The 12,013-nt window shown below is 36.2% G+C and carries 14 protein-coding genes; 11 read left to right on the top strand and 3 right to left on the bottom strand.

The features are described from left to right. Window positions 1-166 precede the first annotated feature (166 nt). The 9 genes from AC57AW_RS08035 (at window position 167) to AC57AW_RS08075 (ending at window position 8,356) form a co-directional block, all read left to right on the top strand. Window positions 167-613 carry a type VI secretion system contractile sheath small subunit gene (locus AC57AW_RS08035; protein ID WP_496351466.1) on the top strand — a complete coding sequence of 149 codons (447 nt, stop codon included), beginning with the start codon at window positions 167-169 and terminating at the stop codon, window positions 611-613. A gap of 20 nt (window positions 614-633) precedes the next feature. Continuing rightward, on the top strand, window positions 634-1,995 hold the full coding sequence (locus AC57AW_RS08040) for a DUF5458 family protein (RefSeq protein WP_318849284.1): 1,362 nt from the start codon (window positions 634-636) through the stop codon (window positions 1,993-1,995). A gap of 78 nt (window positions 1,996-2,073) precedes the next feature. Further along, entirely contained in the window at window positions 2,074-2,535 is a 462-nt protein-coding gene (locus tag AC57AW_RS08045) for a hypothetical protein (RefSeq protein ID WP_318849283.1), read from the top strand. 75 nt (window positions 2,536-2,610) lie between these two features. After that, window positions 2,611-3,645 (top strand): A/G-specific adenine glycosylase, encoded by a 1,035-nt coding sequence (mutY, locus tag AC57AW_RS08050; protein ID WP_496351467.1) that lies wholly within the window; start codon window positions 2,611-2,613, stop codon window positions 3,643-3,645. A 44-nt stretch (window positions 3,646-3,689) separates the two neighbouring features. Next, window positions 3,690-4,247 carry a gliding motility lipoprotein GldD gene (gldD, locus tag AC57AW_RS08055; RefSeq protein ID WP_318849281.1) on the top strand — a complete coding sequence of 186 codons (558 nt, stop codon included), beginning with the start codon at window positions 3,690-3,692 and terminating at the stop codon, window positions 4,245-4,247. A gap of 27 nt (window positions 4,248-4,274) precedes the next feature. Beyond that, window positions 4,275-5,198 (top strand): PfkB family carbohydrate kinase, encoded by a 924-nt coding sequence (locus AC57AW_RS08060; protein ID WP_318849280.1) that lies wholly within the window; start codon window positions 4,275-4,277, stop codon window positions 5,196-5,198. 86 nt (window positions 5,199-5,284) lie between these two features. Continuing rightward, entirely contained in the window at window positions 5,285-6,652 is a 1,368-nt protein-coding gene (locus AC57AW_RS08065; RefSeq protein WP_318849279.1) for a peptidylprolyl isomerase, read from the top strand. A 140-nt stretch (window positions 6,653-6,792) separates the two neighbouring features. Then, entirely contained in the window at window positions 6,793-7,299 is a 507-nt protein-coding gene (locus AC57AW_RS08070) for a hypothetical protein (protein WP_318849278.1), read from the top strand. A gap of 67 nt (window positions 7,300-7,366) precedes the next feature. Beyond that, window positions 7,367-8,356, top strand: coding sequence for an NAD(P)H-dependent flavin oxidoreductase (locus tag AC57AW_RS08075; RefSeq protein WP_496351468.1), 990 nt, complete (start codon window positions 7,367-7,369; stop codon window positions 8,354-8,356). Between the two features lie 35 nt (window positions 8,357-8,391). Here AC57AW_RS08075 and AC57AW_RS08080 read toward each other — a convergent pair whose 3' ends face one another. After that, entirely contained in the window at window positions 8,392-8,853 is a 462-nt protein-coding gene (locus AC57AW_RS08080) for an Lrp/AsnC family transcriptional regulator (protein ID WP_496351469.1), read from the bottom strand. 182 nt (window positions 8,854-9,035) lie between these two features. On the opposite strand from AC57AW_RS08080, the gene AC57AW_RS08085 reads away from it, so the two are divergent. Continuing rightward, window positions 9,036-9,809: an alpha/beta fold hydrolase gene (locus AC57AW_RS08085; RefSeq protein WP_496351470.1), complete on the top strand. Its 774-nt coding sequence runs from the start codon at window positions 9,036-9,038 to the stop codon at window positions 9,807-9,809. 46 nt (window positions 9,810-9,855) lie between these two features. Here the strand turns inward: AC57AW_RS08085 and AC57AW_RS08090 are convergent, their stop codons facing one another. Together AC57AW_RS08090 and AC57AW_RS08095 are read right to left on the bottom strand one after the other, a co-directional pair. After that, window positions 9,856-10,473 carry an HD domain-containing protein gene (locus tag AC57AW_RS08090; RefSeq protein WP_496351471.1) on the bottom strand — a complete coding sequence of 206 codons (618 nt, stop codon included), beginning with the start codon at window positions 10,471-10,473 and terminating at the stop codon, window positions 9,856-9,858. Between the two features lie 28 nt (window positions 10,474-10,501). After that, complete coding sequence (locus AC57AW_RS08095; protein ID WP_309432708.1) at window positions 10,502-10,801, bottom strand: rhodanese-like domain-containing protein; 300 nt, start codon at window positions 10,799-10,801, stop codon at window positions 10,502-10,504. Window positions 10,802-10,965: 164 nt separating this feature from the next. On the opposite strand from AC57AW_RS08095, the gene queG reads away from it, so the two are divergent. Beyond that, the gene (gene queG / locus AC57AW_RS08100) at window positions 10,966-11,904 is read left to right on the top strand and encodes a tRNA epoxyqueuosine(34) reductase QueG (RefSeq protein WP_496353873.1); all 939 of its coding nucleotides are present in this window, start codon (window positions 10,966-10,968) and stop codon (window positions 11,902-11,904) included. The last annotated feature ends 109 nt before the right edge of the window (window positions 11,905-12,013 follow it).

Consider the following 12,013-nt stretch of genomic DNA (forward strand, 5'->3'; position numbering starts at 1 on the left):
ATAAATATAAATAGATTTAGAAGATTCAAGAAAAATCTTAGTAAAATTTTGTATGTTACAGTTTTTTTTTAAATTTAAACACTGGATTGGTAATTTATTTGATTCATCTGTAAATTACTCAAAGACAGATCCAAACCAAAATAAGAAATCTCAAAATAATAATAATATGGCAATGTTTAATTATGGTGTTGGCGGAAACGAAGTAAAAGTGGACGCTAATGAAGCTATTCAGGAAATACAGGAAAATAAATCACTGATAGTAAGCCAACTTACAACAGAAGAGTCTTATACTCCTGAAATCGTAACAGGATTAAAAACAGTGGAAGACGTTTTCAAACATTTTCAGCCTTCAATATCGGTACAACACGAGACAGAAGACGGAGGAGTGGTAGAAGAAGAATTCCGTTTTCAAAACCTTGGAGACTTTACCCCTAAAAGCCTTACTCAGAAGTCAGATTATCTGCAGCAGCTGAGCATGGAGCAGGAGCAGTACAATAAAATAGTACGTCAGCTGAAAACAAACAAAATTCTACGCAATATGCTGGAGAACGATCAGACAAGAGCGGCGTTCATAGATGTATTGAAAGAAGTGGCACAAGAACTTGAAAAATAATTAAAGACTTACATTAAATCATGGATAGCAAATTACAGGCACAAGAAAGCCAGCAGCAGGGTCAGCAGCAACACTCCGGGCAACCGAAGGGCAACCCACTTGCAGAGCTCAATAAAATGGGAGGATTTGGCTTTGTTGAATCCGTTGTAGACGGTATTGCCAATATGAACCCAACAAGAAAGGCAAGAAAAGAAATCTTCCTGAATGACAGCAATAAAGCAGACGAAAGAAAAGAACTTCTTCAGAAGATCAATCTTTGGGTAAACCTTTTAGAAGGTAGTGAATCTGCAGATAAAATGGCTGATACGTGCAAAACTAAAGCACAACAGGCCGACCAAAACTTAAAGGTAAACTTAAAAAATACACTGGATACCGTTCGTATGTTGGAAACCAACTATAGAACAGTAGCTCAATTCTATAAAAATACAGAATTGGATAAAGTGGACAATGTAAGTATTGTAAACGCAAGCATAGAACAGGTTTCAGATTTGGACAATCCTTTGTTCATTGATGCAATCTCAGAAGAATTCAAAAACTACTATGACCGTCTTGACCTTAGAGATAACTATTCAATCCTTGCAATACCAGGATATCTAGGATCCAACAAAGTAATCGAGAAGTGGGCAAAAATCTGTAACGAAAACAAAGTAATGATGGTTACAGACTTCGCCAACCTTGATAAGCCGGATGACGTGGTAGATTTATTCCACTCTGCAAACCTTACAGGGGGAGAACTTCACAGAAGTAACGTTATTATGACGTGTAACTGGCTGGTAGGACGTGGTAAAGCTGAAGAAGTAGGTGAAGAAGAAAACGTAGAACTTCCACCTTCCACTTCATTAGCCGGAAAAATCCACAAAACGCTGATGTCTCAGGTAGCAGCTGGTAAAAAACATGGTAATATCAACGAAGTAGACGCTGTAAAATTCGAATTGAAGAAAAGTGAAATTTCTCAGTTGGAAAAAATGGGTCTTGTACCAATGGTAAACGAGTACGGAAAAATTATGGCTTTCTCTGCGAAGACATTATTTACAGGAGACAATATCGGTCTTCAGACGTATTCCGTAGTTCGTGTATTCGACTATGTAACCAAAGTACTTCTAGACTTCCTGAACAGAAGAGCTTTCGAAAACTGGAATGCTAAAAATGAAGACGATTTGAGAAGACAGATCGTAACTTTCCTTGATAATATCAAAGGACCTGACAAATTGATTGAAAAATTCAAGATTGTTCGTTTCGAGCAGGATAGAGTAAATAAAGACAGAGTTTGGCTGGATATCCGTATGACCCCTTATTTCCCTACGAAAAGTTTCGTTATTAAACTTGACGGACACAAAGGAGATGATGGTAACGAATGGGATGCAGAATATACTCAGGAATAACATACACGTACTTTACATAACAAAAACCGATGCAATTTTACATCGGTTTTTTTTCAACCAACACCTATGAAATTTAATATGAATAAGAAACTTATCATTGGCTTACCCGCTATATTGATGGTACTTTTGATAAGCTGTGAAAAAAAATACCAAAGTCCGGGGCAGTACGAAAATGATCTTTTTGCAGACGAGCGCCAGGAAGGGAAAGCATACATCATGAATAAAGATGAATGTTTTGATGGTAGTGAACTGGTCATTGCAAGCGCAGACGTAAAGTTGGCAGACAGCTCAAAAGGCCGTGGAAAATCATTCTTCCTCTACAAAGTAAGATCAGGAAAAGTATTGAAAACAGTAAGAGATTCCACCGTAGAAATGCCTATGCTATTTTTATCCCAATATAAATTAAAGATAAAAAATACTGATTCCATGTATGTCTACCTGAAAAACCTGGAAGGATACCGTTTTTTAAAGAAGGACAGAAACCTTAATTATCAATGGCTAAAAGCAGCTCCCGTTTATTCTGTGAAAGCTGATAAATAAATTTTATCTTTGCCAATTGAAAATACTCCATAAACGATGTTTATGAGTATTTCATAAAAAGCAAAACAAAAATTTTTGAAGAAGGATAGCAGAAATTCAGATTTTCTACACATTGGCAGCAAAATCCTGGGATGGTACAGTAATAATGCAAGAGATTTGCCTTTCAGACAGACAAAAGATCCGTACAAAATCTGGATCTGTGAAATTGTATTTCAGCAGACAAGGATCAATCAGGGATTAAATCATTACAATAATTTCATTAAAAGATTCCCCGATGTAAAAACGTTGGCAGAAGCTGAAGAAAATGAAGTTCTATTATATTGGAAAGGATTAGGCTACTATTCCAGAGCCATCAATATCCATAAAGCTGCCCAGCAGATCATGAATGATTATCAGGGTGTCTTTCCTGAACCATACGAAGAAATTTTAAAACTTAAAGGAGTCGGGAAATATACAGCAGCAGCGGTTTCAAGTATCTGTTTCGGTGGCAGAATGCCTGCTGTTGATGGTAATTTCTACCGCGTTCTGAGCCGTCTTTTTGCCGATGACTTTGATATTTCCAATTCAAGAGCCTTTGCCTATTTTTCTGAGCTTGCCGCTTTGGTGATGCCGGAAAATGTAGGTGATTTTAATCAGGCGATGATGGATATAGGTTCAGAGATCTGTAAACCCAAAAATCCACTTTGCGGAGAATGCCCTGTTAATGAAGACTGTCTTGCATTTTCTATGCATAAAATTTCAGATTATCCCGTAAAAACGAAAAAGGTAAAAGCAGAAGATCTGGCGTTGACCTATTATTTTGTTCACAGAAACAACCAATTTCTGATTCGTCAGAGAAAAGATGATTTTATATGGAAGAAGTTATTTGAGTTTCCTACAGCCATTTCTTCTGATATGGAACCTTTCATCACAGGTTCAAAAACGATTGGCCATAAACTGACTCATAAGAATTTAAGCATTGAAATATTGAATGTTGAAGTCACTTCAGAAAAGATATGGAATGATTTTATCGCTGAAAATCAGTATCTGATTACAGATGTTGAAGGCTCTCACGAAAAATCGTTTCCAAAGCCTTTAGAAAATTACATTCAAAACTCTCTGAAAGACTGAAATTTGTCTTCCGAAATCTGAAATCTAATTTGTACTTTTGCAAAATGATTAAAAAAGTCATTTTTATTTTTGTATCACTGCTTTTAATTTCATGTGGAAAAGATCCTTCCCCAAAACCTTATGGAGAACTGCGTCTTGAATACCCTGCACCGAAATACCAAAAGTTTGAAAACGATTGTGCCTATACCTTTGAGTACTCGGATTTTGCTTCTATTGCACCCGCTAAAAAACCGTGTTGGTTCTATGTGAATTATCCTAAAATGAAGGCAAAGCTTTTCGTTACTTACTACCCGATACAGAATGACTTTGCAGAACACATCAAGGAAGCTGAAAAAATGGTATACGAACATACCATCAAAGCCAGTTCTATAGATACGAAATCTTTCGAATATCCTGAAAAGAAAGTATACGGGAACTTCTATGAACTGAAAGGGCAGAGTGCTTCCAATCTTCAGTTTTACATTACAGACAGTACGAAACACTTCGTTACTGCTTACCTATACTTTAATACGAGACCGAAACCGGACTCTCTTGCGCCTGCAGTGAACTATATCAAAAATGATATGAAGCACATGCTAGACACTTTTGAATGGAAAAAATAATTACTTTTAATATACATTGAAAAATATATGAAACTTTTAGTTGTAGGAAGTGTTGCATTTGATGCAATTGAAACACCATTTGGTAAAACGGACAAAATTTTAGGAGGTGCAGCCACTTATATCGGAATCACTTCATCAATTTTAGGCGTTAAATCCGGAATTGTTTCTGTAGTAGGAGGAGACTTTCCACAAGAACATCTTGATATGTTCACAGACAGAGATGTAAACATCGAAGGAATTGAAATTGTAAAAGAAGGAAAAACATTCTTCTGGTCTGGAAAATACCACAATGATTTGAATACAAGAGATACTTTGGTTACAGAAGTAAATGTGCTGGAGAATTTTGATCCGAAAATCCCGGATTCTATGCAGGATGCCGAAATTTTGTTACTTGGAAACCTACACCCTGGAGTTCAGTTATCTGTACTTGAAAAAATGAACAACCGTCCGAAATTGGTTATCCTTGATACCATGAACTTCTGGATGGATTCTGCATGGGATATCTTAATGGATATGATTGCAAAAACAGACGTCATTACCATCAATGATGAAGAAGCAAGACAGCTTTCAGGAGAATATTCTTTAGTAAAAGCAGCTAAAAAGATTCATACAATGGGACCTGAGTATGTGATCATCAAAAAAGGAGAGCATGGAGCTTTACTTTTCCATGACAATAAGGTATTTGCTATTCCTGCACTTCCGTTAGAAGATGTTTTCGACCCTACAGGAGCTGGAGATACATTTGCTGGAGGATTTGCTGCTTATCTTGCTAAAAAAGAGAAAATAGATTTCGAAACAATGAAATCGGCTCTTATCGTAGGATCTGCTATGGCTTCATTCACAGTAGAGAAGTTCGGAACAGAAAGAATAGAGGAGGTAAGCGAAGCAGATATGTTCAGTAGATTGAGACAATTCAAAGAATTAACGACTTTTGATGTTGAACTGCAGTAAATAAGTCTTTTTAAGAAATATTTATAATAAAAAATTGAGTGAAATTCGTTAAGAATTCTAAATTTGCAACTTGTTAAAATAGTAAAATGACAAATAAACTAAAAATCACTTTTCTTCTTGGGATTTTCATCATGATATTCTCTTCAAATATGATGAATGCCCAGCTTAAACAAGGAGATTTGGTGGATGGTATTTCAGCTGTTATCGGGAATGAGATTGTGTTGGAATCTGATGTACTCGAGCAGATGAATTATGGAAAACAACAGGGAGCTGCCAATACAGACAAATGTGAGTTCCTGGAAAACCTTATCAGCAACAAGCTTCTTGTATATGAAGCAAAAAAAGATACCCTAATTGAAAATCGTTCTGCAGCAATTAAAGAACAAGCTAATGCAAAATATCGTCAGATGCTTTCTCAATTTCCGGATGAAAAAACAATGCTTGCTGCCTACAAATTCAGAAATGCTTATGAGCTGAAAAATGCTATTGAAAAAATAGATACAGACCAGTATTACGGACAGGCAAAATACCAGAGAATAACTGAGAAGGCCGATGTAACTCCAAATGAGGTAACTGACTTTTATAATATGTATAAAACACAGCTGCCACAAGTAAAAGATGAGGTTACTTTAGCTCAGATTATGATCTATCCAACATTAACGGAAGCACACAAGCAAGACCTTATCAACAGATTGAAGAAGATCAAGAAGGATATTCTTGGTGGCGAGACTTTTGAGAGCCAGGCTAGAATTTATTCTGAAGATGAAGGATCAGCTGCTAACGGAGGATTGTACAAAAATATCAATAAAGGACAGATGGTGAAGCCATTCGAAGCTGCAGCATTGAACCTTCAGGAAAATGATATTTCAGATCCTATTGAATCTGAATTCGGTTTCCACATTATCCAGTTGTTGAAAAGATCAGGTAAAGTATATGACGCAAGACATATCTTGTTAAAGGCAGTACCTACAGATGATGAGCTTAAAACAGCAAAAGCAAAACTAGACAGTATCAGAGGTCTTATCGCGGGTGGTAAAATGACATTTAAAGATGCTGCTTTTAAATTCTCAGATGATAAAAGAACAAAATTCAACGCAGGGGTAATTCCTGGAGCAGATGGTTCTGATAAAATTGAAAGAGAAAGTATTCCGGGAACAATCAGCTACGAATTGGCAGGATTGAACAAAGGAGACATTACGACTGCTTTTGAAGATGAAGAAAACAAGAGAAAGCAGATCAAAATCATTAAAATTGAAGATGTGATTCCTTCTCACCAGATTACCCTGGAAACAGACTTCAGCAGAATCAAACAGATGGCGCTGAATAAAAAGAAAAGTGAAATGATTGAAAAGTTTGTTAACTCTAAGTTACCAACAACTTTTATCTCCATTGACGGACGTTACAACAGTTGTAGCTTTAAGTCTAACTGGAAGAAACAATCCATGGCAAAATAAAATGAAAACCTTCAGAAGTTCTGAAGGTTTTTTTTGTAGAAAAAGTAGAATATAAAATCCTCTATTTCGCTGTTAAATTTAAATGTTCTATTTCTATAAATTGAAACGGTCTATTCAATATCTTTACAAAAACGGATGATATGGATTATGCTTTTTATCTTAATAAGTTTCATCTTGCTGTAGCAAAAGTATCCAAAGAAAAATTTGAAATCGAAGGATTGGAATTCTCTGTTGATATTGTTCTGGAATCCGCAGCCCTTAAAATCTATAAACCTGAATGGTCAGGAAATCCACAATCTCCATTGGATGCTGCAGGTAGAATTTTCTTTTCAATCTGGATAACTGATGAAACGATTCAGGAAGGTAGAATGTACTATAATATCCATGCTTTAAAGCTGAGAACATTAAAAAGCTATATGATATCCAGTAGGAATTTTGCGCAGGATTTCCGGAATGAGTTTTTGAAATCTCAGGAAGATTGGCCTAATGTAAGTGTGAAATATGGTCCATTAACCTTAATGCAGGGCTGGGTTAATCTTAAAACAGAAGATATACAGGAAAATGTATACGAACTGGTTCAAAATTTTTTCAAAATAAGTTTTATTATAGATTCAGTTTTAGAAAAATATAAAAAAGATCGTATTTAGCTGCTTTTCTGTAATTTTTTTGATAAATAGAAACGCTTGGCAACCGTTGTTTTTAGTATTTTTACACATGAGCAATTTTATAGATTTCAACTCTGCAAAAAAACTTCATGATATGGAGGCTAGCCAAAACAAAATTTCACACCTTTTTACTATTAAATATCCCATTATCCAGGCAGGTATGATCTGGCACTCAGGATGGAGACTGGCTTCTGCGGTTTCCAATTGTGGTGGATTGGGCTTAATTGGAGCGGGAAGTATGTATCCTGACATTCTAAGAGAAAATATCCAGAAATGCAAGCAGGCTACAGATAAACCTTTCGGGGTAAATGTACCGATGTTGTATCCTAACATTGAAGAGATTATTCAGATCATTCTCGAAGAAGGAGTTAAAATTGTATTTACATCAGCCGGTAATCCGAAAACTTATACAGAAACCCTTCAGAAAGAAGGAATAAAAGTAGCCCACGTAGTTTCCTCTACAAAATTTGCTGTAAAATGCGAAGATGCAGGAGTAGATGCTATTGTTGCAGAAGGTTTCGAAGCCGGAGGCCACAACGGAAGAGATGAAACAACAACGTTCTGCCTTATTCCGAATGTGAAAAAGCATATTTCTAAGCCGTTAATTGCTGCAGGAGGAATTGCTTTAGGTTCGCAGATCAAAGCGGCAATGATTCTTGGGGCAGATGGTGTGCAGATCGGGTCCCGTTTTGCTGCCACTACAGAAGCTAGTGCTCACGAAAACTGGAAAAAGAAAATTACAGAACTGCAGGAAGGAGATACCCATCTTACACTGAAAGAACTGGCACCTGTGAGAATGGTTAAAAATAAATTTTTCAGTGAACTGGAAGATATCTATCAGATTGGGAGAGATAAAGATGCTTTGGTTGCTTCATTGGGTAGAGCCAGAGCAAAACGAGGAATGTTTGAAGGAGATATGGAAGATGGTGAGCTGGAAATAGGCCAGGTTTCTGCCCTGATTGATGAAGTTCTCCCGGTGGAAACTGTTTTCAATCATCTGTTAAAAGAATTTGAAGAAACAATAATACCTACATTATAATAAAAAAGGAACTCAGATCTGGGTTCCTTTTTCTATTAAAAATGAAGCTCCGTAGACTGCTTGATATGGCTCATAACAAATGAACTTTTAATCTTACTGATATGAGGAATAACGGAAAGTTTAGTCGCTATAAACTCACTGAAAGCTTCCGGACTCTGTACTACAACTTTCAAAATATAATCAAAAATACCGCCTGTAACATAAGCTTCTACAACTTCGTCCAGCGTTGCTATTCTTTTTGAAAACTCCTCTACATATTCAATCTGCTGGCTGTTGAGAGATACGGTAATAATGACCGTGAAATTCAGGCCTACCTTTTTGGGGTTAATCAAAGCTACATAATTGGTAATATAACCTTCGCTTTCCAGCTTTTTTATCTTATCATAAATAGAAGTTCGGGACATATTCAGCCTTTCGGTAAGGTCGGTAATGTCAAATCTGGAGCTCTTCTGAAGAATCCTTAATAATTCCAATTCTTGTTTTCCTAATGTGTCCATCCGGATTTTTTCCAATAAAGATATAAAAATTGATTGCTTTTTGACTGATGTTTTGTTTTAAATGGTATTTTGTGGATTTTTCACATATTTATTATTTGTATTTCGTACTTATTTTGCTATTTGGTATTTTTGTTCGGATTTAAATCAATAATATTTTGATATTGAACGATAAACCAATTAAGATGACAGAGAGTAAGATCATAAATGTGAAAGGGCAAAACCTTTATATAGAATATCATAATTCAAACGAAAAAAGACCTACCATTGTTTTTCTGCATGATTCATTAGGTTCCGTGCAGCTTTGGAGAGATTTTCCAGCGAAGCTTTCCGAGGCTACAGGTTGTAACGTTCTCGTATATGACCGCTTAGGCTATGGAAAATCAGATCCGATGCCGACCCATGAAAGACCAGTAAATTATATGGAGCTGGAAGCAGACATACTGAACGGTTTACTGGCTGAAATGAATATTCATAACGCTATTCTTTTCGGGCATAGTGATGGAGGAACAATAGCTTTAATTACCGCTGCAAAATATCCCGAAAGAGTAAAATCCGTTATCTGTGAAGCAGGACATATCTTTGTGGAAGACGTTACTTTAAAAGGAGTATATGATGCCTGGGACGCTTACAAAACGACCAATCTTCCGGAACGCTTACAGAAATACCATGGTGATAAAGTAGAAACGCTTTTCAGAGCATGGACAGAAACCTGGACACGGGACGATTACAGAACCTGGAATATTGAACATCTTTTGAAGCATATCACTTGTCCGTTATTATTCATCCAGGGAGAAGCCGATGAATATGGTACATTGGATCAGGTAGAGAAAACGGTTACTCAGGTGAGTGGAAGTGCTGAGAAATATATCATTCCCAATATCGGGCATACACCGCATAAAGAAGCTCCCGATCTGGTACTGGAAAAAACTACAAGTTTTATTAATAAACATTTTTAATATAAAAAAACAAAAAAAGACACTTGTTAAAAAGTGTCTTTTTCGATTACAATAACCGAAGTTCAGCCGCAATATTTTCCTTTGCCTGAACCTCATATTTTTTCTTAAAATACTCTGTTTTAAAGATGCTTTCAAGTTCCAGGAAATGCTTGATTACTTTTTTTCGTCCGGGTTTGTAAAGGAAATCAGGATAAATAGAATATTCCTTTCTTATATTTTGGGTGTATTCCAAATAGGTTTTAAAATCTTTCCCCAACACAGAAAGATCAGCATCTAAAAGATAATTGGTATCCTCATAACCAGACTTCTGGTGCGATTTTGTAGCAAGAATCTGCTCTGAAATTATTGAAATAGTATTCTTATCTAAATGAAGTTCGGCAAGCCTTTTTTCTGCTTTAGTAGCACTTTTCTCTTCATTAGTTTTTGAAGTTACATCGTAGATAACGTCATGGTAAAATACTGAAAAAGAAATAGCTGTGAAATCTGAGATATTCATTTTCACCGCTTCAAGTTCACGGAACATATTTTCAAGATGAAGAAGATCATGATAATGTCTGCCTTTTTCAGAATATCTGGTTTCAATCTCATTCCACAGGCTATTGATCAGCTGTTGGTTTTCAGTGAAAGGAGAGCAAAGTGTTTCAAATTGATTTTTCAGATTCATAGAAATAAGGGATAAAAAAAAGGAACTTTTAAAAAGTTCCCTGATTTGCTTCCAGAACAGCCTTCAGCTCAGCCCAGCCTCCGCCGTTATAACCGTCCTTTAATCCTTGATTGTTAAGATAATCCAATGCTTTTCCGCTTCTGTTTCCACTTCTGCAGAATAAAATTACCGGCTTTTCAATAGATAGAATCTCATCCTGTCTATCTTCTACCTCACCTAAAGGAATATTCTTAGCACCATCTATATTGCCGTCCATTTCAAGCTCCATTGGCTCACGAACGTCGATTAATTCATAGTTTCCAGATTGTATTACTTCTATTAAAGACATAGTTGTAGAGTTTAAATATTAAATTAGAAACGAAATTACGCAATTTTTTTTTGAAAAAAATCCTAATGAAAACATAATTTTTCAGAAAAGAAACCAGCTGTGGTATGAACTTCCTGCAAAATCAGAAGATTGATAAAATAATCTTAATTTTGCAGTGTGAAATTATGAATGCAGGCGCTGAAAAATATTCCCAACTCATAAAGTCCAAGGCAAAAAGTTTTGGATTCCAGAGTTGTGGCATTTCCAAAGCTGATTTTCTGGAAGAAGATGCTCCTCACCTTGAAAAATGGCTGAAGAACAACTATAACGGCGAAATGAAGTACATGGAAAATCATTTCGATAAAAGACTTGATCCCCGGCTTTTGGTGGAGGGTTCTAAATCTGTTATTTCACTTTCTTACAATTACTTTCCTGAAGAAAAAATTTCAATATTAGAAAATTATAAGATCTCAAAATATGCGTATGCAGAAGATTATCATGAAGTGATCAAAGAGATTCTCCGTGAGATGGTAGATGAGCTGCAGGAAGAAATAGGGGAGTTTGGATTTCGGGTTTTTGTAGACTCAGCACCCATTATGGAAAGAAGCTGGGCTAGAAAATCAGGGATTGGCTGGGTAGGAAAAAATGCAAACCTCATTACCAAACAAAGCGGATCTTTTTATTTTCTTGCCGAAATTATCTGCGATCTGGAACTGATTGCTGATCATGCAACCACAGACCATTGCGGAAGCTGCAGGAAATGTATTGATGCCTGTCCCACAGATGCTATTGTTTCTGAGAAAATCATTGATGGAAGCCGTTGTATTTCTTACGCAACTATAGAACTTAAAAATGAAATTCCGGATCATTTTAAAGATAAAATGGAAGACTGGATGTTTGGCTGTGATATCTGTCAGGATGTCTGCCCCTGGAACCGTTTCTCAGCACCCAACAAACAAAGCCGTTTCAAACCCAATGAAGCCTTGAAAAACTTCAAAAAAGGAGAATGGAAAGAAATTACTCAGGAAATTTTCTCAGAAATCTTTAGAAAGTCCCCGGTGAAAAGGACCAAATTTGCAGGACTGAAGAGAAATATTGAGTTTTTGCAGAAGTCTTCTGACTGATTTTTCCCTGAACTTTTGGTGACAATCCCTCCTTTGGAATTTTTTGTAGTTCCAAACCAGAGCTGATAATTGACCATTCCTTAAATTTTTGGCTTTAAGGAGGTAAAGA

The sequence above is a fragment of the Chryseobacterium sp. BGA-UO-ETr-SB22 genome, from assembly GCF_059567885.1.